Annotated in this window: 11 protein-coding genes; 9 read left to right on the forward strand and 2 right to left on the reverse strand. The window is 68.1% G+C overall.

All coding sequences use genetic code 11. The features are described from left to right. Positions 1–77 precede the first annotated feature (77 nt). From ACZ6S5_RS12735 to ACZ6S5_RS12760, 6 genes are all read left to right on the forward strand, one after another. Positions 78–2,963, forward strand: coding sequence for an SNF2-related protein (locus ACZ6S5_RS12735; RefSeq protein WP_466000309.1), 2,886 nt, complete (start codon positions 78–80; stop codon positions 2,961–2,963). Next, complete coding sequence (locus ACZ6S5_RS12740; RefSeq protein ID WP_466000146.1) at positions 2,960–7,702, forward strand: class I SAM-dependent DNA methyltransferase; 4,743 nt, start codon at positions 2,960–2,962, stop codon at positions 7,700–7,702. Before ACZ6S5_RS12735 ends, ACZ6S5_RS12740 begins: the two co-directional genes overlap by 4 nt. Next, complete coding sequence (locus tag ACZ6S5_RS12745) at positions 7,699–14,052, forward strand: DEAD/DEAH box helicase (protein ID WP_466000147.1); 6,354 nt, start codon at positions 7,699–7,701, stop codon at positions 14,050–14,052. The genes ACZ6S5_RS12740 and ACZ6S5_RS12745 overlap by 4 nt, the downstream gene beginning before the upstream one ends. Continuing rightward, positions 14,052–16,187 carry a UvrD-helicase domain-containing protein gene (locus tag ACZ6S5_RS12750; RefSeq protein WP_466000148.1) on the forward strand — a complete coding sequence of 712 codons (2,136 nt, stop codon included), beginning with the start codon at positions 14,052–14,054 and terminating at the stop codon, positions 16,185–16,187. Before ACZ6S5_RS12745 ends, ACZ6S5_RS12750 begins: the two co-directional genes overlap by 1 nt. Before the next feature lie 120 nt (positions 16,188–16,307). Further along, complete coding sequence (locus ACZ6S5_RS12755; protein WP_466000149.1) at positions 16,308–17,294, forward strand: HNH endonuclease; 987 nt, start codon at positions 16,308–16,310, stop codon at positions 17,292–17,294. A gap of 214 nt (positions 17,295–17,508) precedes the next feature. Next, positions 17,509–18,582 (forward strand): DNA cytosine methyltransferase, encoded by a 1,074-nt coding sequence (locus tag ACZ6S5_RS12760; protein ID WP_466000150.1) that lies wholly within the window; start codon positions 17,509–17,511, stop codon positions 18,580–18,582. Between the two features lie 179 nt (positions 18,583–18,761). On the opposite strand, the gene ACZ6S5_RS12765 is transcribed toward ACZ6S5_RS12760, so the two are convergent. Together ACZ6S5_RS12765 and ACZ6S5_RS12770 are read right to left on the reverse strand one after the other, a co-directional pair. Next, positions 18,762–19,319: a GNAT family N-acetyltransferase gene (locus tag ACZ6S5_RS12765; RefSeq protein WP_466000151.1), complete on the reverse strand. Its 558-nt coding sequence runs from the start codon at positions 19,317–19,319 to the stop codon at positions 18,762–18,764. Next, positions 19,319–20,635, reverse strand: coding sequence for a helix-turn-helix domain-containing protein (locus ACZ6S5_RS12770; RefSeq protein WP_466000152.1), 1,317 nt, complete (start codon positions 20,633–20,635; stop codon positions 19,319–19,321). The genes ACZ6S5_RS12765 and ACZ6S5_RS12770 overlap by 1 nt, the downstream gene beginning before the upstream one ends. A 620-nt stretch (positions 20,636–21,255) precedes the next feature. Between ACZ6S5_RS12770 and ACZ6S5_RS12775 the strand changes: the two genes are divergently transcribed. The 3 genes from ACZ6S5_RS12775 to ACZ6S5_RS12785 are packed head-to-tail and all read left to right on the forward strand — an operon-like array spanning position 21,256 to position 22,876. Continuing rightward, positions 21,256–21,477, forward strand: a complete 222-nt coding sequence (locus ACZ6S5_RS12775; protein ID WP_466000153.1) for a hypothetical protein — start codon at positions 21,256–21,258, stop codon at positions 21,475–21,477. Next, a complete protein-coding gene (locus ACZ6S5_RS12780) occupies positions 21,474–22,631 on the forward strand; it encodes an FAD-binding oxidoreductase (protein WP_466000154.1) in 1,158 nt (385 codons plus the stop codon). Before ACZ6S5_RS12775 ends, ACZ6S5_RS12780 begins: the two co-directional genes overlap by 4 nt. Beyond that, positions 22,628–22,876 (forward strand): DivIVA domain-containing protein, encoded by a 249-nt coding sequence (locus ACZ6S5_RS12785; protein WP_466000155.1) that lies wholly within the window; start codon positions 22,628–22,630, stop codon positions 22,874–22,876. Before ACZ6S5_RS12780 ends, ACZ6S5_RS12785 begins: the two co-directional genes overlap by 4 nt. Positions 22,877–22,890 lie beyond the last annotated feature (14 nt).

Below are 22,890 nucleotides of genomic sequence, written 5' to 3' on the forward strand. Positions count from 1 at the left end.
CAGCTAGGCTACCTTCCCGGCCGCAACTAACTTGCAGTAACCTTTCGAAGACGGAGAATGCACCTGTGACGGCAACCATGCCCGATGCCCGTGAGGCGCTCGCCCCAGGGGCGGTGGTCGTGATCCGCGACGAGGAGTGGCTCGTCCTCGCTACCGAGGAAACCGCGGACGGCAGCGTTGTGCACGTTCAGGGCCTCGGCGAATTGGTCCGCGACACGAGCGCATCGTTCTACACCCGTCTCGACCAGGTGAAGCCGCTGGACCCGGCGAAGGCCAAGGTCGTGGCCGACAGCAGCCCGCGGTACCGCACGGCACGGCTGTGGCTGGAATCGACGATCCGCAAGACCGCTGTTCCCGTTGGCGAACGCTCGCTGTCTGTAGCGAGGCGGGGCCTCGCTGACGCGCTGAGCTACCAGCAGTCTGCGGTACGCAAGGCGCTCGACCCCGAGAACCTGCGGCCCCGGATCCTGCTCGCCGACGCCGTCGGCCTCGGCAAGACGCTCGAGATCGGCATGATCCTCGCGGAGCTGGTCCGCCGTGGCCGCGGCGACCGGATCCTGATCGTGACGCCCCGGCACGTGCTGGAGCAGATGCAGCACGAGCTCTGGACGCGGTTCGCGCTGCCGTTCGTTCGGCTCGACTCGGCCGGCATCCAGCGGGTACGCCAGAAGCTGCCGGCCACCCGCAACCCGTTCACCTACTACAAGCGCGCGATCATCTCGATCGACACGCTCAAGTCCGACCGCTACGTCGCGAGCCTCCGCAAGCAGCGCTGGGACGCCGTCGTCATCGACGAGTCGCACAACCTGGCGAACGCCGCGACGATGAACAACCGGTTGGCGCGGCTGCTGGCACGTAACACCGAGGCGCTGGTCCTCGCCTCGGCGACTCCGCACAACGGCCGGGCGGAATCGTTCGCCGAGCTGATCCGGTTGCTGGACCCGTCGGCCGTCAAGCCGGATGGCGCGCTCGTGCCGGACGAGGTGCGGCGGCTGGTGGTGCGCCGGCATCGACACACTCCGGAGGTCGCGCAGGTGGTCGGCGCCGACTGGGCGGAACGGCAGGAACCGAACAACGTACTCGTGCCGGCGACGCATGCCGAGAACGCCGTCGCCGAGGAGCTGGAGCAGACGTGGCTCTGGCCCGGCAGGGGCGACAGCCCCTATTCCGGGCAGAACGCCTCACTCTTCCCCTGGACCCTCGCCAAGGCGTTCCTCTCCTCCCCCGCCGCCCTAGAGGAGACGATCGACGCGCGGCTGGACCGGCTCCTCAAGGACGAGAAGGGCGATCCCGAGCGGCAGGCACGCGAGCGCCAGGCGTTGGAACGGCTCAAGGTGCTCAACGAGAAGACGCTGCGGCAGCCATCGGCGAAGTACTCCCGGCTCGTAGCGCACCTCAAGGAGGACTGTGGCGTCGGCCGAGGGTCTCCCGCGCGGGTGGTCGTGTTCGCGGAGCGCCTCGCGACCCTGCGCTGGCTACATGACAACCTGCCGAAGGACCTCGGCCTGCCCCGCGAGGCGGTGCAGATGGTACGCGGCGGGGACGACGACGAGCAGCAGCGCATCGTGGAGGCCTTCAAGCAGGAGCAGGCGCCGGTGCGCGTGCTCGTCGCTGGTGACGTGGCATCCGAGGGCGTCAACCTCCACGCGCAGTGCCACGAGCTGGTGCACTACGACATCCCATGGAGCCTCATCCGCATCGAGCAGCGCAACGGCCGTATCGACCGGTACGGGCAGAAACACCCGCCGCGGGTGACGGCGCTGCTGCTGGACCCGACGAGCCAGCGCTTCGCCGGGGACGTACGGATCCTGGCGAAGCTGGTGGAGAAGGAGGACGAGGCGCACAGCGCGCTCGGCGACGTCGCCTCGCTGATGGGTCGCTACGACGTCAAGGGCGAGGAGGACGAGATCCGCGACGTCCTCGCCGGCAATAAGCAACTCGACGAGGTGGTACGCCCAGTCGCGGCGGTAGCGGCCGGCAACGACGTGGCAGCGATGTTCGCCCAGCTCTTCGACGCGCCGAGCGAGCAGCCCGGCGCCGGGCCGGCCGACGACCAGCCGGAAGGTGGCCTCGACCTCGACTCGGGCCTCTACGACGACGACGTCTCGTACCTCGAGGACGCGTTGCAGGAGGCGTTCATCGACCCAACGGCGCCGCCGAGCCGTGGTGGTGTGGGCTGGCGGCGCGACAAGGCCTTCGGCACGGTCGAGCTGAGTCCGCCCCCGGACCTGGTGCAGCGGCTGGAGGTGCTGCCGCAGACATACCTCGCCGAGCGCAAGGTCACCGAGCGGCTGGTGCTCGCGACGACCCAGGCACGCGGCAAGGAGCGGCTGGCCGCGGCACGACGCGAAGACAAGAGCTCCTGGCCCGACGCCCACTACCTCAGCCCGCTCCACCCGGTGCTGGACTGGGCGGCAGACCGGGCGCTGGCGGCGCTGGGCCGCAACGAGGTCTTCGCCGTACGCGGTACCGTCGACGCTCCGACGGTGCTGCTGTTGGGCACGCTGACCAACCGGCGCGGCCAGGTCGTCTCCACCGCCTGGCTGACCGCGGAGTTTCCGACACACGAGAATCCGTCCTTCACGCTGATCTCCCCACACGAGTCGGCTCGAGCAGCACTACGCGCGCTCGGTTGGGACACCGTGCGTAACAACCGGGCCCCGATTGCCGACGTCGCGGCACTGAGCCAGCTGGTGGCTCCGGCCGTGCATGAGGCGGAGAGCCACCTGCTCAATGTCTTCAAGGCGGCGGAGCGAGACGCGGCGCAGCGGGTCGAGGACTGGACGCGGCGGCTGGACCTCTGGGACGCCGACGCCGATGTACTCATCCAGCGCAGCGATCTCAAGCAGCGCAGGACGAGTGTGGAACAGGAGAAGGCGCTTGTGCAGGCGATGGCACCCGACCGGCAGCTCGTACGGCCGCTGCTGATGGTCGTGCCGGACACGGAAGGTGGCAAGTGGTGAGCGTGTCTGACGCGATCGTCGTCGGTGAGGGTTGGATCTCGGAGCACTACTTCACCACGGAGGCGAAGAGCGAGTCGTTCGGCGCAGAGGTCAAGAAGCGCCGGGACGAGTGGGATGCCGAGGCGAAGGCGGGCCGGGAGACGCCGCGGTCACGGTTCATTGACGCCCGGCAGAAGCTCGAGGCCGCGCTGGCGACCCTGGCGGAGCTGCTCGACTCGTCTGGGGGCACGGAGGTACGCGAGGGGCGCAGTGTCGACGGCCGCAACCCTGACGACATTGCCGCCGGCGTGCACGACCAGCTGCTCGATGTGCTGGAACTGCGCGGGCACGGCCTCGTCCTCGACCGGCAGGGGCCGCTGTGGCGGGTCTCGTCGCCCGGCATCGCCGAACGGGCGCCGCTGGTCGTCGTCTCCGCACGACCGGTCACCACCGTCGAGGAGCTGATGGCCCGCGATGCGGTGACGCTGCGCGAACCCGTGCAGCTCACCGAGGACGGCGACGAGCTGAAGTCGGCCGCCCGGCTGGTGTCGGCGCTCTTCGTCGCCGACGACGCCCCGGACCTGATCCTCGTGCTGGCTGGCCGCTGGGCGCTGCTCGCCGAACGGGAACGCTGGGCCGAGGGACGCTACCTCGCCGTCAACGTGCAGCTCGTCTGCGAGCGTAACGACGCGAAGAAGGGCGGTGAGATCGACCGAGCCTTGACCTGCCTCTGCGCCCAGTCGATTGCGCCGGACGCAAATGGCAAGCTGTGGTGGCACGGCATCCTCGAGGCCTCCGTCAAGCACACCGTCGGCGTCTCCAAGGACCTGCGCGACGGTGTCCGCCTCTCCATCGAGATCATCGCCAACGAGGTCGTCAACCGCCGTCGCGACCAGGGGCTCAACCCGCTGCCGGCAAGCGAGGCCCAACCGCTGGCGAAGCAGTCACTGCGTTTCCTCTACCGCATCCTGTTCCTCCTGTACTCCGAGGCGTCACCCGAGTTGGGCGTGCTGCCCGTCGGTGCGCCGGAGTACGACCAGGGCTACAGCCTGGACCGGCTGCGGGAACTCGTGCAGGTGGAGCTGGCCACGCCGCGTGCTCAGAACGGCACCCACCTCTACGACTCGCTCGGCGTGCTGTTCCGGCTGGTCGACATCGGCCACCTTCCGGCCACGACCGTCGCAGAGAACGAAGACAGCGAGGGACCTGCGACCGCGCAGGGCTTGACGTTCAATGCGCTGCGCGCCGACCTGTTCCGGCCGGAGGCGACCGCACACATCGACGCCGTCGGGCTGGGTAACCTGGCGATGCAGAAGGTCCTCACCCACCTGCTGCTCAGCAAGGAGGCACGGGGCAAGGACCGGGGTTTCATCTCGTACGCGGAGCTGGGCATCAACCAGCTCGGCGCGGTCTACGAGGGCCTGATGTCCTACACCGGCTTCTTCGCAGAGACCGACCTCTACGAGGTCGCCAAGAGCGGCGACGCGTCCAAGGGCTCGTGGGTGGTGCCGGTCGAGCGGGCGGATGGGATTTCGGCGGCCGACTTCGTCAAGACCCCGCATCCAGTCACCGGTGAGCTGCAGCCGGTGGTGCACCACAAGGGCGGTTTCGTGTTCCGCCTGGCGGGGCGAGAGCGGCAGCAGTCGGCGTCGTACTACACGCCCGAAGTGCTCACCCGCTTCACCGTCGGGCAAGCCCTGGAGGAACTACTCGACCAGGACGGCCGGACCACGAGCGCCGCCGATATCCTCGAGATGACGGTCTGCGAACCGGCGCTCGGCTCGGGCGCGTTCGCCATCGAGGCGGTGCGGCAGCTCGCCGAGCAGTACCTAAAGCGCCGCCAAGCCGAGCTGGGCGAGCGGATCGACCCCGACGCCTATCCGCGCGAGCTGCAGAAGGTTAAGGCCTACCTGGCGCTGCACAACGTGTATGGCGTTGACCTCAACGCCACAGCCGTCGAGCTGGCCGAGATCTCGCTGTGGCTCGACACGATGGTCGAGGGCCTGGCGGCCCCGTGGTTCGGGTTGCACTTGCGACGCGGTAACTCCCTCGTCGGGGCCCGCCGCGCGGTGTACCGGCGCAACCAGGTCAGTGACAAGTCCTGGCTGGGCGAGGTGCCGCGGGAGGTGCCGCTGACGTCCCTGGTCAAGGACATCGGAGCCGGACGCGTCGCCTCGGACGGCATCCATCATTTCCTGCTGCCTGCCGAGGGCTGGGGTGCCGCTGCCGACGCCAAGGAGGCTGTCGGGTTGGCGCCCGAGGCAGGTAAGCGCCTGAAGGACTGGCGGCGTGCGCTAAAAGCTAAGCTGACCAAGCAGCAGATTGACGCCCTGGTCGAGCTGGCGTACCGGGTCGAGGTGCTATGGCAGATCGCGTACCGGCGGCTCCAAATCGCCGAACAGGAAATCCGCCGCGCGATCCCGCTATGGGGCGCCGATGGCCTCAGCTCTGGCGGCGCTGTTCAGCGGGAGCAGATCGAGGCGGCGCTCGCCGACGCCAATGGCGCCTACCAGCGTCTACGTCGGGTGATGGACGCGTGGACGGCGTTGTGGTTCTGGCCGCTCACGGACGAGCCGGCCACGGTCGACGGCGGACGGGTCGAGCCGCCGACGCTGGCGCAGTGGATCGCCGGCCTGCAGGCGCTGCTAGGCCGCAGCCCCGAACTGCGTAAGCCGTCCCTCCCGCGGGAGACGCTGACCGGTGGTGCGGCGTGGGACGAACTCAACATCGCCGAGCAACTCGAACTCGGCTTCGCTAACGCTCGTCCGATAGCCGATGTGCTTCGCCAGCACCCATGGTTTTTGGTCTGCGAGCGAATCGCTGAGCAGCAGGGATTTTTCCACTGGAATCTGGACTTCGTGACCGTGTTCGCGCGCGGCGGCTTCGACCTCCAGGTCGGTAACCCGCCATGGGTGCGCCCTCGGTCTGATGTAGACGCACTACTGGCGGAGGGTGACCCGTGGTGGCAGCTTACGGTCAAGCCCACCGAGCGTCAGAAGGCGGCGCGGCGGGAGGTGACGCTCGACTTGCCGGGAATCGCAGAACTAGTGGTCAACGGCACCACCGATGTCGTAGCGACGGCTGCCTTCGCCGGTGCGGTCCCGCAGTATCCGGACCTTTCGGGCCTGCAGCCCGATCTCTACCGATGCTTCATGGAGCAGACTTGGCGCCACACGAGCACAGACGGCGTCGTAGGGCTAATCCACCTCGACACTCATTTCACCGATGACAATGCGGGAGTATTTAGGGCTGCCACCTACGGCCGGCTGCGACGGCACTGGGAATTCGTCAATGAGCTCAAGTTGTTCGAGATCAGCAACAGGAAGCACTACAGCGTCAACGTATATGGAAGTCCCGCGCCTGAGCCCCGATTCCTCCACGCGGTCTCTCTCCTCCATCCCGATACGCTTGTGCGATCGCTCGACCACGACGGATCGGGCAACGAACCAATTCTGAAGGACTCGGACGGAAGGTGGGATCTTCGTCCTCATAGCGGGCGGATCACCGTAGTCGACGACCAAGTGTTACGGACCTGGCATGCGGTAGCCGAGACGCCTGCCGTTCCGATCCGGCAGACCCGCATGGCCTACACGATCAACAGCGCGACTGCTGCCGTTCTCGACAAGTTGTCCATGACACATCGGATCGGAGAGCTGGGACTGCAGTCCTCCGCTGGATGGTACGAGACGACCGACAGACGGAAAGGCTACTTCGAGAAGAAATGGGGAGCTCCATCGTCATGGGACGACGTCATCCTCCAAGGGCCTCACCTATTTGTAGCGACGCCTTTCTACAAGGCGCCAAACGCGACCATGAAGAACTACAGGGACTGGTCGGCGGTCGACGTGGAAGCTCTACCACCAGACGCGGTGCCCGTCACGGTCTATAAGCCTGCGGGTGCCAGGCGTCGATACGATCAGGATTACACGCATTGGGGCGGCACGGATACGCCCCTTCCTGCTCGCAACTTTTACCGTGTGGCGTGGCGCAGAATGGCCGACAACATGGCGGAGAGAACTCTGATGCCCGCCATAATTCCTCCCGGGTCCACACACGTCGATGGCGTCTTCGCCTTCGGTCAGACGGACGAGCGCTACATCGATCTTCCGGTAGTGCAGGCGATCCTTGGTTCGCTCGTTGCGGATTTCCTCGTCCGCTGCGTACCCAAGGTTGACATCCGCGCGGCTTCAGTTAACCGGCTGCCATGGACTGCTGCGCCCGCATCGATTCGTAGTGCGCTCGTCCTGCGAGTTTTACGGCTTACCTGTGTCACTGACGCCTTCGCGGACCTGTGGCGTGCCTGCTACACGACGACCTTCCGGTCCGACCGCTGGACTGGCGGCCTCGAACACGCACGACGTCGCCCACTGGGATCGATCAGCTCTGAATGGACACCCGACACGCCTCTCCGCATCGCGGCCGACCGCCGCCAGGCTCTTGCGGAGATCGATGCGCTCGTGGCGCTGATGTTCGGCCTGTCCACGGAAGATCTGTGCATGCTCTACCGCGCGCAGTTTCATATCCTTTTCGGCTACGATCACGACGAATACACTTACGATTTTAATGGACGGCTCGTGCCCAACTCAGTGTTGAGCGTATGGCGGAAAAAGGGAGAGCGAATCACGCAGGAGGAGCGCACCGCCGCCAATCAGGCGGGCAACACCTATACCTATCAGTTGCCGTTCGTGACCCTGGACCGGGAGGCGGACATGCGGCAGGCGTACGCCCACTTCGAGCGGCTACTGAAGGAACGTCCGTGAGCGCCCTACTCCCAACGCTCCAGGCGGCCAGCATCCGGCAGAGCCTGGTCGACTACCTGACGACGACGTTCGGGCTGACCGACGGGGATGCGCGCGACAGCCTGGACCGGTTCTTGTCGGATCCTGAGTCCGGGATGTTCAAGGGCCCATACGTTCGGCTGCGGCTGCCGTTCCGTCCTGCCGACGAAGGCTGGCGGGACGCACTGGAGTGGTACGAGGGCTTCCCGCCCTACGTCCACCAGGCGGCGGCGTTTGCCCGACTCGCGTCGTCGGCCGGCGGAGAGCCGCGCCGACCGCTGCCGACCTTGGTCACCACCGGCACCGGCTCGGGTAAGACTGAAGCATTCCTGTACCCGATCCTCGATCACGTGCTGCGCGTTCGCCGCCGGGGCGTAACGGGAACGAAGGCGCTTATTCTCTATCCGATGAACGCGCTCGCTAACGACCAGGCGGCGCGACTGACGAAGCTGCTCACGACCCACGCCGAACTGGCCGACGTGACCGCGGCCCTCTACACCGGCCAATCCGGCCCGACCCGCATTGCCGTCACTTCCGACGGGCTGATCACCGACCGGGGGATCATCCGGGACACGGCCCCGGACATCCTGCTCACCAACTACAAGATGCTCGATCAGCTGCTGCTGCGCGCCGACGATCAGGAGCTGTGGCGGCAGTCGGCGACGAGCCTGCGTTACCTCGTACTCGACGAGTTCCACACCTACGACGGGGCGCAAGGCACCGACGTGGCGATGCTGCTGCGCCGCCTCGGGCTGGCACTGAACAGCCACTGGAGTGACGACGACCCACAGATCGACGAGGCAGCGCGCAACCGGCCGCTCGGTCTGATCACCCCGGTAGCGACGTCGGCGACGCTCGGCGACAAGGGCGACCCGACGGTGATGCTCGACTTCGCCCACACGGTCTTCGGCGAGCGGTTCGACGCCGACGCGGTCGTCACCGAGACGCGGCTCAGCCTCGAGGAATGGGCCGGCGACGCCAGCGAGACCGTAGCCGCCGCCGGTTTCACCCCCGTTGACGTCGGCGCGCTCGACCTGGCGGCCGCAGTCGATGCCATGACGGCACTCGGTTACAACCCGACCGGGGAAGAGGTCGCTCCTACCGTCCTCGCCCTCCTCTACGGAGTCGAAGCTGATCGGTTCGCCGACGCGAGCCCCGAGCTGCTCTTTGCGCTCTGTCGTGCGCATCCCCTCGTCCGGGACCTCGCCAACACAGCGGAGCACGCCGTCGCGCTCGACACCCTGATGGGCCGCGTGCTCGGCTACGTTGACGGCAACAGCTCCCGAGCCGAAACCCTGCTGTCGTACCTGCTCGCCATGCTCGGCCACGTCCGCGCCGTCGTCGGCCGCGAGGCCCTCTCGGTGGACGTGCACCTTTGGGTACGCGAACTCACCCGCATCGACCGCGCCGCCGCCGCGACCACCCGCTTCCGGTGGAGCGACGACGGGCCGCCCGTCGCCGGCACCGACGGGGAAGAGGTGCGGCCCTCGTTTCCCGCGATCTACTGCAGGCACTGCGGTCGCTCCGGCTGGGGCATCGGTCTCGCCCCCGTGGGCCACAGCCTCGCCGCCGAGGACGACGGCATCCGTCGCAACCATGCGACCAGGGAAGGCCGGTTCCGGCCGCTGCTGTACGCCCCTGCCGAAGCCGCCATCCACCTCGAAGAGGACAAGGAGGTCGAAGGCCTGGTGTGGTTCTCGGTGCGCAACCGGGAACTCCTCAGCGACGTAGCCGACGACGACCGGGACCTGCGCGACGGGTGGGTGCTGCCGGTGCTCACCAACGCCGGAAACGACGCCGACGAGCAGAGCCGTAAGGACACCTGCCCGTCCTGCGGGCAGGAGGATGGCATCCGGTTCCTCGGCAGCGCCATCGCCACCCTGCTGTCGGTGTCGCTCTCGACCCTCTTCGGCTCGCCGGCCCTCGATGCCGCCGAGAAGAAGGCCCTGGTCTTCACCGACTCCGTGCAGGATGCCGCCCACCGGGCCGGCTTCGTGCAGGCCCGCTCCCACACCCTCACCCTGCGCTCCGTGCTGCGTGAGGCGGTGGCAGAGGGCGCCCTCACGCTCGACGCGCTCGTTGACGAGGTGATCCAGCAGGCGGGCAACGACCGGTTCGCTCGGTACCGCATCATCGCCCCCGACTGCGCCGACCGGGAATCGTTCACGCCCTTCTGGCAGGCGAAGACCCTGCGATCTGTGCCCGCTCCGGTGCGAGCGCGCGTCCGCAAGCGTCTCGCCCTCGACGCCGCACTGGAGTTCGGGCTCAACTCGCATCTCGGGCGCACCCTCGAACTCACCGGTTCGGTGGCGGTCGAGGTCGAAGCCGGAAAAGCTGCGCGGATGGCTGGGATCGCCCAAGCCGTGCTACGAGGTACATCATGGCAAGACAAGCTCGGCTCCGAGGGCCCCGACGATGCCACACTCGTGCGGTGGGTCCGCGGTGTGCTGGAACGAATGCGGGCCCAAGGTGCAATCGACCACCCGTGGTTCGCCCGTTACCGGATGGAAGACGGTCGCCGCTGGTCGATCTGGATCGGACGGCCCCGTAGCGAGGGTATGCCGGCATTCCCCCACAACCGCCCCGCGCCGGCGTACCCCAAGGTCGGGGGTTCCAGCGAACCAGTACGTGGCGGAGGGCTAGACCCTGTTACATCGCCGAAGTCCTGGTACGCCCGCTGGACTTCCCGGCTGCTCGACGTCTCGCCGCTCGACGGCGGACGCCTCGCCCGCATCCTGTTCGACCGACTTGCCCGTGACGGCCTGCTGACTACCACGACCAGCGAATCCGGCGCGACCGTGTACGCGATTCCCCCATCCGGGATCGTCATCGCTCCCACGACGGAGACCGATCTCACCGAGCGGCGTCACCTGCTCGTCTGTGACACCTGCCGTGCCATCACGCCTGGTACTGCCGCCACTGTCGACCAGCTCAGCGGAGCACCCTGCCTGAACGTGCGGTGCGGCGGCCACCTCCGTGCCAGCGAACTGGCCGACAACTTCTACCGGCGCCTCTACGCCTCCCCTGACATGCGCCGCGTCGTCGCCCGCGAACACACCAGCCTCCTCGACGACGAGACCCGGCTGCAATACGAGGACGGCTTTCGCGATGCCGCCACCAGTCCGCAGGCTCCCAATGTGCTCGTCGCCACGCCCACCCTGGAGATGGGCATCGACATCGGCGACCTGTCCGCGGTCTTGCTCGCCTCGCTGCCCCGCACCGTCGCCTCGTACCTCCAGCGCGTCGGTCGCGCCGGGCGCCTCACCGGCAATGCGCTCAACCTCGCCTTCGTCACCGGCCGCGGCGAGCACCTGCCCAAGCTCGGCGATCCGCTCTCGGTCATCGACGGCGAAGTGCGGCCACCCGCTACGTACCTCGCGGCGGAGGAGATCCTGCGCCGCCAGTACACGGCATACCTGGTGGACAGCTTCGCTCGGGACACCAAGCGACGGCACCCCTGGGCCGCCTCCGGAGCCATCGGATCGAGCGCGCCGGGCACGTTCCTCGGCGACCTCGTGCTGCACGCCGAGCGGAGCTCAGACGAGAACCTGCCTCGGTTCCTCGCTACCTTTCGCGAGCTGCCGGAGGAGGTCGTGTCGGGGCTACGCGACTGGCTGCGTCCGGTCAACGGCCCGAGGACCAGCTCTTTCGCCGCTCATGTGCAGGCAGCCAGCCGCCGATGGCAGGACACCGTCGAGACGCTGCAGCGTCGGCAGAAGGACATCGACGCACTCCTGCCCGAACTCGAGGCCCGCGTTCAATCGCCCGCGAAGACCGACGATGACGAGCAGGCGCTGCGCTCGGCCAAGGCCACGCGCAAGCTGACCACAGGTCAGCTCGCCCACCTGCGCAGTAGCTACTGGATCAGCGTCCTCGAGGAGTACGGGCTGCTGCCCAACTACACCCTCCTCGACGACACCGTCACCCTCGACGTCGGGCTGTCCTGGACCGATCCGGACAGCGGCACCCATGAGTACGGCAGCGCCCGGTTCGAACGGGGCTCCGCGCAAGCGCTCAGCGAGTTCGCACCCGGTGCGATTTTCTACGCCCGCGGTTGGGAGATCGAAATCGACGCGGTCGACCTCGGCCTCGACGGCGCCTCCATCCGCACGTGGGCGTTCTGCCCGCACTGCGGATACGCAGTGGACGTCGCCGAGTCCGGCCGGGAACTGCATGTGTCCTCGTGCCCACGCTGTGGCAGCACCGGGATCGGTGACACCGGTCAGCGCCTCGACGTGGTCGAGCTGATCCGGGTCTCCGCCGAAGTGCGGCGCGACGAGGTGACGATATCCGACCGCAAGGACGAACGCGGACGGGTCGCCTTCCAGATCGTCCCGACCGCCGACATCGATCCGGCCCACATCACACGCCGCTGGTTCGCCGAGAGCACCGGCCTTGGCTGCACCTACCTGCGTACGGTCGACCTGCGCTGGCTCAACATGGGCCCGTCCGGCCATGGCGCGACACGCACCATCGCCGGGGGCGAACGTCAGGGCACGCTCTTCCGTGTCTGCGCCGGCTGCGGCAAGAAGGACACCGAGTCCGGACGCAACCGGCCCCACGAACACCGACCTTGGTGCCCATACCGCACCTCGCCGAAGGAGACGACCAGGACGGTCGCTCTGTCACGGACGCTGCGTACGCAGGGTCTGCTGATCCGGCTTCCCCACGCGGTCAGCCTCGGCGACGACTTCGCCCTGCCTAGCCTCTCCGCTGCGCTGCTGCTCGGGCTGCGGGAACAGATGGGCGGCCACCCCGACCACATCCGGGTCGAGCACGTCGTCGATCCGACGCTCTCCGACGGCTCCGACAACCACGAGGCGCTCCTACTGCACGACGCGGTTCCCGGCGGCACCGGCTACCTCGCCGAGACCGCAGACCCGGAGCGCCTGCGGGACCTGCTGGTCCTCGCGTGGAACCGGGTTCGTGACTGCGAATGCCGCCACGAGGAGCGGCTCGCTTGCCATCGGTGCCTGCTACCCTTCACTGCTCCGGGCGCCATCCGTCGGGTGTCGCGGGCGTCAGCCGAACGGCACCTGCGCACCCTCCTCGGCTTCGCTCCCGACGCGGAGACCGCCGAAGGAACGACCTGGACGGTGACCGAGGTGGCACCTCACGAGGAGCCCGAGTCGCACCTGGAGCGAGCATTCCACCGGCTGATCGTCGGCCGGTTGCGTAGGAACGGCGCAGCGGTGACGGAGGTACCCGGGCCGAGTGGCAACATCGCGCGCTTCACCTTGCCGGGCGCGCACCGGCAGTGGACGCTCACCCCGCAGGTCGACGTCGCCGGCTCTCGCCCCGACTTCCTGCTCGAGACGAACGACATGAACGTGCCCGATGTCGCGATCTTCACCGACGGCCGGGCCTACCACGCGAGTGCGGCGGTCAACCGGCTCGCAGACGACGCCCGGAAACGGGCGAACCTGCGGGACGCGGGACTAATCGTCCTGGGCGTGACCATCCAAGACGTCGCCGCGGAGGATGGCAGCGGGTCGGCCCCGGACTGGTACAACCCTGGTTTGGCCGGCAACCTGATGAACATTCCACAGTTCCAGGCGCCGCCCGAGGCCTACAAGGCGCTTGGCAGGGGCCCTGTCGACTGGCTCATCGACTGGATCATCGATCCGAACCCGTCGGCGGTCGGCGTCGTCGCCCGAGCCGTACCCATGTTCGTGTCGGGCAAGTCGCAACCCGTCCAGGTTCCCGAGACGGTGGCTCTGGAGGAGATCGGCCGCGCGGTCCTGGTCGACGAGCACCTGCCGGCCGGTGAACGGCGTGTGTTCGTCCATCGCGCGGGCGCGCTCGCTGTCGTCGTCGAGATGTCCTCGACGACCATGGTCGTGCAGGTTGCTGCCGTCCTCGACGACCGTGACGAGGTCCTCGACGATGCCCACGCGAAGGCGTGGCGGGCGTGGCTTCGCTTCTCCAACGCGCTCGCACTGCGCGATTGGCCGACCGTCGTGACGACGACGAGTCTGGTCGGCGGGCCGTCTGACAGTCCCTCTGCCGATGACGCCTCCGGACCTGGCCGCCCGATGGGCGCCTGGGCAGACGTCTACGACGCAGCCGCGCCCGGCGACGAACGCAATCTCGTTGCCGCCCTCGCCGCCCAGGACGGCATCGCTCCACCCGTGGTCGGTGCCGAAGGCCCCGACGGCATCCCGCTGGACCTGTCTTGGCCCGACCTGCAGGTCGTGGTTGCGTTCCCACACATGCCTCGCCAGGATCGAGTGGATCTTGCCGCCGCGGGTTGGCGCGTCCTCGACCCGTTGCCCGACCTCGTCGCCGCTACCTTGGCCGACGTCGCCCCTGAGCAGCACGGAGACCGTTGATGCCGACGATCATCATGGGCAAGCTCGCCAGTAAGATCGATGGCTCGATCCGCGGCAAGGCGATGACGTTCCTGCAGAAGCTCGGCGCCGACGACACGACGCCGGGCCTGCACGTCGAACCGATCAACGACTGCGCCGACCCCCGCGTGCGCACCGGCCGCGTCGACGAGTTCTGGCGAGCGGTCATGTTCCGGCTCGACGGCGACGGCGAGACCCACTACGTCATCCACGGCATCTGGCCGCACGACGACGCGATCGCCGTCGCCCGACGCGTACGGCTGAAGGTCAACCCGATCAACGGCCTACCGCAGATCGACGAGATCACTCCGTCGACCGTGATCGTGCCCGTCGCCACGCCGGCGATGGAGCAGCCCGCGAAACCGCTGTTCGTTCGCCTCGGGCATAACCCCGTCGACCTCGTCGACACCCTCGGCCTGCCCGAAGGCATCGTCGATCAGGCGATGGCCGCCGCCGACGAGGATGCCGTGCTCGATCTCGCCCAACGTCATGAAGGGTGGATCGGCACGATCCTCGTCGACCTCGCCGCCGGCGACGCCGTCGAAGCGGTCGTCGCGCGCATGCAGCTCGAGAAGACCTCTCCGTCGGGCGACGACGACGCCGACGTCCTGCAGTCCCTCAAACGGCCCGCCGCAGCGCTGCAGTACGCGTTCATCGACGACCAGGACGAGCTTCGCAGGGTCATCGAGGAGGGCGACTTCGGCGCGTGGCGGATCTTCCTGCACCCAGAGCAGCGTCGCTACGTCGACCGCAGCTACAACGGCCCCTTCCGACTCTCCGGCGGGGCCGGCACCGGTAAGACGGTGGTGCTCATCCACCGCGCACGCGCTCTCGCGCGCCGTAACCCAGATGCGCGCATCGTCCTGACGACCTTCACCACTAACCTCGCCGAAGCTCTCGGCGACGGTCTCATCCAGCTCGACCCCCGCGTGCGCCAAGCCAAGGCGCTCGGCCAGTCCGGTGTCCACGTGGCCGGCGTGGACGCCCTTGCCGCGGCGGTTCTGCGCGGTGCCGGCAGCAGCCTCACCGAGGCGATGCGCGAGGTGCTCGGCGAGGAGCGCTCCGCCCCCCTGGCACGCACGGTGGGCACCCGGTGGCGCGAGATCGTCGAGTCGACCGGCACCACCCTGTCGCACGAGCTCGCCAACGAGACGTTCCTATCCACCGAGTACGCCCACGTCGTGCTCCCGAACAAGATCCACGACGAGGCTGGCTACCTGCGTGTCCGCCGCCCTGGCCGTAGCGTCGCCCTCGACCGGGCCAAACGATCCGCGGTCTGGGCGTTGATCGCCGCCTACCGGGCCCAGGGCCGCATCGACGGTAGCCTCGACTTCACCGAGGCCGCTGCCGTCGCCGCCAACTACCTGGCGAAGCAGAGCGACCAGCCCGCCGACCACGTCCTTGTCGATGAGGGCCAAGACCTTTCTCCCGCCCACTGGCTGCTCCTGCGTGCCCTCGTCGGCGAACACGCCGACGACCTGTTCATCGCCGAGGATTCCCATCAGCGCATCTACGGCACACGTGTCGTCCTCGGTCGATACGGAGTCGCCATCGTCGGTCGTTCCCAGCGGCTCACCCTCAACTACCGCACCACGGCACAGAACCTGCACTACGCGATGAGCATCCTCGACGGCGGGCAGTACGTCGACCTCGAGGAAGAAGACGAGACGACTGGCTACCGTTCCGCTCGCAGAGGGCCCGCCCCGGCCATCGAGTCGGTCGACTCGCTCACCGGCGAGCTGCGGGCCATCGTCCGCCACGTTCGCGCCTGGCTCGACGACGGAGACGCCCCCGAGACCGTAGCGGTCTTGGTACCGGACCGGTTCCACCGGGACCGCGTGGTTACCGCCCTCACCGAGGAGGGGGTCCCTGCCCGCGCCGTCGATCGCGACCGGCCCCAAGCCGAGAGAGTGCCGGTCATGACCATGCATCGCGCAAAGGGTACGGAGTTCTCCAAGGTTGTCCTCGTGACTGGCAATCCGTCGCCCGCCGAACTGGCACGCCTGGAGTCGTTGGACTCGTCCGAACGGGCGGACGCGCAACTGCGGGCCCGATCCCTGAGGTATGTGGCAGCCACCCGCGCCCGAGACCAACTGGTGGTGGTGAGCCGAGCCTGAGGCTGGAGAGGCGGGTTGCCTCCACTAGCAGGCGAGCCAAACGATCGAATCCGTGGCGGCGACAGCTACGCCAAGTCATAGCTGCGCACGCGGTCGAAAGCGCATGCAAGGAGCCCCTCGATGCCGACCATTGGCGACTATCTCGAACTGAACGCCGGGCAAGCCGTGAACCAGTGGAGGGCCATCCTCCGACGTGCTCCCAGGCCTGGCGCCAGGCAAGAGGACTTCACCCCCGTCGAGACCCTCCTGTGCCTTGCGGCCAGTCTCGTCTTCAACCATCGCCGGTACCGCGGATCGACCGCCCACCTCGCCGAAGAACCCATCCCAACGCTCGCCCGGCTGTTCAGGCGCCCAAACGGAAGTTTGATCGCCAAGATGGGGAATCTCGACGGCGGCCTGACCCACGGGGCTCGTTACGAGGTCTACGTCGCATCAACCCTCCTCTCCGATCCGGGGCGACTCGATGCGAGCTACCGACTAATCCTGCAAGCGGGCCGTGAGGCAGGGATCGAACCGGATGAGCTGCCCGACTTCCTGGGCTTGGAGGGCGGGGACGAACTGCACCTCCTCGGGCAGGAAGAGCTGACCCAGTCAGATCTCGAAGTGGCGGTTCAGGAGAAGGTCGCTACCTGGTCGCGCAAGGCACCGGACCTTCCTGAGCGAGTGACCGAACGGCTTCTCATGGCTTCGGTGCGAGTCGGGCAACATCGATTCGCGCGCGACGTCCTCGGCAACCACGGACATCGCTGTGCGTTCTGCGGTCTGGGGGTGAGGACGAAGGGCCGTGCGGCGCAGCGCATGCTCGTTGCCAGCCACATCAAGCCGTGGCGGGTGAGTACCTCCGCTGAGAGACTGGACCCGCAGAATGGGGTTGCTGCGTGTCCCACGCACGACGTCGCCTTCGACACCGGGCTCCTGGCGGTCGACCAGGAACTCGGGATCCACGTGCGCGCTGACCTGCAGGAGGCGATCAAAGCGGATCCGGCAGCGCGCTCATCCTTCGGGAGACCTCCGCTCTCGGAACGACTGCTGCTGCCCGAGGGGGCCCAGACGCCAGGAACGCACTACCTGGACTGGCACTTCGTCAACGTCTACCGACAGGTGTGACGCTGGGCTCCAGCGCGCCGAGCTGGCGACCCATCACAGACGCAGGCCAAGGTTGCGGTGGCCTGCAGGTTCCCTGCGGGTTGTCGGTGACCGGAACGCTGGCGGGTGGACGCCACGAAGACCGGCACAGCTCCGGATCTCAGCCCGTGCGACGGATGCCACGTCATGCCCCTGCCCGAGGGCGCCACACCCCTTGATCTACTAGAGTCCCAGCATGGCCGCCCAACCTGTCACGATCTCTGCCGTCGATCTCTTCTGCGGCGTTGGCGGTCTTTCTCGCGGCCTGCAAGATGCAGGAATCCACGTGGCTGCCGGAGTGGACCTGGACCGCACCTGTGACTATCCGTACCGGCGCAACATCGGAGCACGCTTCCACAAGCGCGACGTTCGCGATCTCGCCGTCGAGGAACTGGCGGCGATGTGGCCCGCCGGCGTAGTTCGCGTTCTCGCTGGCTGCGCGCCTTGTCAGCCATTCTCGTCGTATCGGCGCGGCGTCGACACCTCAAAAGAGGCCCAGTGGCCCCTCGTTGACGAGGTCCGTCGACTTGTCCAAGGTACGATGCCCGAGATCGTCACCATGGAAAACGTTCCGCGCATCGGCGGCACCCGTATTTTCAGAGACTTCGTCGAGCAGTTGCGGGAGTGTGGCTACAGGGTGGACTTTGCGTCTTGCCACTGCCCGGCCTATGGGGTACCTCAACACCGTCGTCGCTTGGTCCTGGTTGCGTCGCTACTTGGTGAAATCGCCGTACCCGAGGGTGTTGTCGACCCGGCGGCGTACGCCACCGTTCGTCAGACTATCGGTGGCCTGCCTCCTATCGGGCATGGCGAGACTCACCCCGCGGATCCCCTGCACAAGAGCCGAACTCTGACGCCCCTCAACCTCGAGCGGATCAAGAATTCCACGCCGGGCGGCACATGGGAGGATTGGCCCGAGGAATTGCGCGCGCCCTGCCATCGTAAGGCCTCGGGTGCAACCTTCCGCAACGTGTATGCCCGGATGTCGTGGGACGAGCCGTCTCCTACCATCACTACTTTGTCTCACAACTTTGGCGCCGGTCGGTTCGGCCATCCAGAGCAAGACAGAGCGATGACTCTCCGCGAAGCTGCGATGCTACAGAGCTTTCCGCAGGACTACGAATTCGTGCCACCGGGCGAGCCCGCCCAGTTTGCGCCGCTCGGGCGCCTCATCGGCAATGCGGTTCCGCCGCGGCTCGCAAAGGCTGTAGGCGCGGCAATCGTCGAGCATGTCGCAGCGATGGAGGGCGGATTGGGAGGCACCTCCTAAACTAATTTCTCTCTAGCCCGAGTTCCGGAAGCCAGTGCGCGAGCAGCTCAAAGCTGCGACTGCCGCAAACTTCGAACTGGCGAACTCAGTGTCGGTCGCCACCACAGAAAGGGCAATGATCCCGCCGTGGTGCCGAGGTTGGTCGACCCTTTCCGGTGCCCTGGGAATAGCTGGCCCGATCAGAAGGCAGTCGAGTGACGGTCTCGCACTCTGGTCATGACCGTAAAGGTAGGCGCGTCTTCCCAGGGCGGCCGGAGGCTGGCAATAGACCGCCAACCCCACGCGTCGTAGGCCCTCCGAGCCGCTATGTTGTCCGGACGTACGAGGAGGGTGGCACGGTCTTCCGTTCGGCTACTTATCAACTCGTCATGCAGAGCTCCGGCGATGCCTCGCCGCTGCCATCCGCGGCGCACCAACAACTCGCTGATCGCGAAGGTCCGCCGGCCATCTTCCTGCGTGAAGCCGGGAGGGATGGGCTCCTGGATGCCGTCCCACCACCGCGTGTCCGGTCCCAGCGTAAACCCGTAGATGTAGCCGACTAGCTCCTCATGGACCATCGCCGCGACCAGCTCCCAGCCAGCCCTTGGCATGTGCATCGCAAGCTGTCGCCGGTACCGCTCGGCCGTGTAGAGCGGCCCGTTTTCCGAGTGTGCGTCCAGGTACACGTCCACGAGCTGGTCAAGCAGCTCTTGAGCTTGCTCGGCGTCGTAGTGCCGCAACCGCAGGTTCTCCAGCATCAGACCAACGCCCTGTCGTACGCCTCGACGAACTCACAAACCTGCGGGGCCGAATGGCGTGCCCCAGCAAGATCGGACCGCACCTCGGCGAGCAACCGGAACACCCGGCCCGATCGCACCCTGCCTACGCCCGACAACGCCTTCATTCCCGCCCGCGCTGCCTCGCTAGCATCACCCTGGCGGCTCGCCGCACGAGCGAGCTGAACCGTGTAGTAGGCCTGGTTCCGTCGGTGAGCGGGAGAGGGGGCACCTGTCACCGCGCGGAAGCATTCGGCGGCGCGGCCAGGCCGGTCAAGGGCAAGGTAGGAGAGGCCTTGAATGCCGGTGACCTCCTGTGCCGTTACGAACGAGATGAACGGCAGATCGTCCTCGTGGCTACCGCCGTCGAAGGCCCGGCGAGCCCTGGTTACCTCCTGCTTGAAGCCGAACACGTCCCGGAAGGTGGCGTGAGCGTAGGCCGCTCGCAGGTGCAGGAGAGTTCGCAATTTCGGCGTGGCCCAGCCCGCAGATGCGCGCAGCGCCGCTTCGACGCATTGCACTGCCTCGCCCGGCCGGTCCTCGCGCAGGAGCAACGACATGCAGGCCAATGCCCGCACCTCGACCCGTGCGTCGTCCGCGATCCGCGCTCGGGCAATCGCCTCATTCAGATAGGGGCGTGCCTCCGTTCGGCGGTCGGCGTCGATGGCGAGCCAGGCCGCCTCAATCGCCAGATCCGCCAGGGCGCTCTGCAATGCATCACCCGTTGAGCGGCTGCAGGCCGCCTTCGCTGCCCAGGCCGACAGCCGCTCGTGCACCTGCATCGCGATGTCGCAGAGCGCATCGGCGCCTACCGCCGCGTCCGCCTGGCGGAACTCCTCCACGAGCGAACCGGCGTACCGCACATGGTCCATGCCAATGGCCGGTGGCAGATCGGCCTGGTGTGCCAGCAAATCGAAACAGCCGCTCGTCTGGATTCCGGCCAGAGCGGCTACGGCGTGGAACTGTCGGCGGTTCGTGGTGCCACCTTCTTCGTGAGTGATCGCTGACCGGTCCGCCATCGCGTCGGTCCGGACGGGCAGCGCGAACCAGAGACGGGACGCCGGGATCCCCAGCAGTGTCGCCCAGTGTGCGAGCCGGTCCAAGTGCACGAGTGGCCGGCCACTCTCCACGCGGCTCAGCTGCGCCTGCGTGATTCCGAGCCATGCCGCGACCACGGTCTGCGGCAGCGGGTTCCGCCCGTGGTACGGGTGGTACCGGTACGCCCGGATCACTCGCCCGAGGTGCCGCTCCGTGAGCGCCTGGCTTATCGGCTCGTGCTTCCAGAAGCTCTCCGGCACCTCAGGCGGACTGCTCAGTCTGTCGCGCTCGGCGCCTTGGCAGGGTGCGCAGCGTCCGCTGTCGTTGTCGCGCGCCAGGCGTCCGCCGCAGCGGGGGCAGTTCCTACGTGTCACCGGCAACCTCGCCATTCGCGGTGGCTCTGTCGATGGGGCGCAGTCGTGCGCATCCATTCAAGCCGTTCTGCCGGCCTGCGGTATGCACGCCACGCATATCGACGATTCTCGCAGCATTGGGTGCTGCATTCGGCCCCTCGGGCGCCTGCGCACCCGGCAGTGACCAGATCGCCCCAGCTAGCTGACGGAGAAGGGGCGTGCTCGTCTTCGACCGGGGCGGCTTCTATTCGCCCATCTGCGGCGAGCTTCTCGATGCCCTGGCCCGACTCCAGAGCCGGATCAGCGCACCGTGGCTCGGTAGCCGGAGCAGAGTCACTGGCCGCATACAGCTTGTGCATGGCAACCATGATCACTGCGGCATACCGGCACCCCAGAGCTGCCTCGACAGTGTGCGCATGGCCCGGGGCGGGTGCTGGCTCCGGCCGCGTCGTTCCCCCGTACGGCGGCGGCCGTCCCCGCCCGCCCCGGCGCCACTCCACGCACCCCACCGCCGGAGGCGCCCACCGATGTCCGCCGTACTCGCCGATTTTCCCGTGCTCACCCCGGTCACCGACGAGGACCTGGCGCTGGCCGCCCACGCGGTCCGCGTCCACGTCCCCGAGCCCTGGCCGCAGGGCCTGCTGTGCCGCAGCGAACGCGTCCCGTACCCGTGTCGCCTGGCCCGCTGGGCGCACGCCACGATCCACGCCGCCGGCCTCACAGCGGAGCAACTCGGGGAGCCGGCGTGACGGAACTGGGGGCACCCGAGGCGGTCGCCCGTTGGCTCAGTCTGGTCGCGGCGGACGCGGAGCTGTCCCCGTACCTGATCGGGGTGGACCGGGACCGGCTGACGGACCAGTTGGCAAAAGCGTTGGCCACCGGCACCGACCTGCCGTACCTCGGCTGGTCGGAGGCCGAGCACCGCCGCGCGGAGAGCTACCTGCGGCGACCGTCGTTCTGGGAGGAGGTCGAGGACCACTGCCCGGGCCTGCTGCCTGAGCGGGACGCCCCGCTGATCGAGGCCGCCCTGCGCCGGCTCGCCGACGAGCCGGACCGCCCCGAGAAGCGGGCGCTGCTGAGCGTCCTGGGCCGCGCGTACCGCCGCTTCGGCCTGCGACCAGAGCATCAGACGGTCATCGACGACGCGCTACGGACCAGCGTGTCCTGGCAAGAAGTCGAGCGGGCAGCCACGAAAGCAGGGGACGGCCCGGCCTGGTGGCCGGTCGAGGTGCTCGACCACGACCTGGCCTGCGACGGGGTCGCCGTCATTACGGTACGGCCGTGGCGGCGGCTGCCCTACCGGCCAGGCCAGGCGGTGCCGGTCTGCACGCCGCGCCGGCCCGGCCGGTGGCGCTGGCTGTGCCCGGCGAACGCGCCGCGCCCGGACGGCACCGTCGAGCTGCACGTCCGCGCGGTCCGCGGCGGCGCCGTCTCCACCAGCCTGGTCCATCAGGTACGCCCCGGAGAGCTGCTCCACCTCGGTCCGCCGACGGACGCCGGGCTGAGCCTGCACGGCGGGGACCTGCTGCTGGTCGCCGGCGGGACCGGGCTGGCGCCGCTGCGTGCGATCGTCGAGCAGGTCGCCGCCGCCCCGGACGGCCGGCACGTGACGCTGATCGTGGGAAGCCGTGACGTGGCGAGCCTGTACGACGCGGTCACCCTCGACAAGCTCCAGCAGGCCCACGACTGGCTGACCGTGGTGCCGGCGTTCTCCCACGACCCGCTGGCCGAGCCGGGGGAGCGGGGCGACGCACTGACCGTCGCCCTCGACCACCATCGCCCCGACCAGCAGGTGTACGTGTGCGGGCCGCCGGCGATGCTGGCCGGGTCGCGGCTGCGGCTGCTCGCCGCCGGGGTGCCGGGCGAACGCATCCACCTGCCGGACCGGATCCCGTGGCGGTGACCGTCTACCGCAGCCGGCACGCCCTGCGCGGTCCGCTCACCCCGGACCGGATCGCCGCGCTGCGGCTGCCGACGGGACGGCGTGGCTATCGGGTCGATGACGTCGACGCGCTGCTGCACCGGCTCGCCTACGAGTTGCGGGAACGCGCCCGGGAACGGGACGAGGCGCGCGCCGAGAACCGGCGGATCAAGGACGCCCTGCGCCGCTGGCAGTCGGCCGAGGCGGCGCGGAGACTCGCGCGCTGACCGTGGCCCGCCGC

The organism is Micromonospora sp. NPDC051924, assembly GCF_055586005.1.

Excerpts from the sequence above, each read along its gene's own strand:
- ACZ6S5_RS12735 (WP_466000309.1), top strand. The coding sequence starts at position 78 with ATGCCCGATGCCCGTGAGGCGCTCGCCCCAGGGGCGGTGGTCGTGATC.
- ACZ6S5_RS12750 (WP_466000148.1), top strand. The coding sequence starts at position 14,052 with ATGCCGACGATCATCATGGGCAAGCTCGCCAGTAAGATCGATGGCTCG.
- ACZ6S5_RS12755 (WP_466000149.1), top strand. The coding sequence starts at position 16,308 with ATGCCGACCATTGGCGACTATCTCGAACTGAACGCCGGGCAAGCCGTG.
- ACZ6S5_RS12760 (WP_466000150.1), top strand. The coding sequence starts at position 17,509 with ATGGCCGCCCAACCTGTCACGATCTCTGCCGTCGATCTCTTCTGCGGC.
- ACZ6S5_RS12765 (WP_466000151.1), bottom strand. The coding sequence starts at position 19,319 with ATGCTGGAGAACCTGCGGTTGCGGCACTACGACGCCGAGCAAGCTCAA.
- ACZ6S5_RS12775 (WP_466000153.1), top strand. The coding sequence starts at position 21,256 with ATGTCCGCCGTACTCGCCGATTTTCCCGTGCTCACCCCGGTCACCGAC.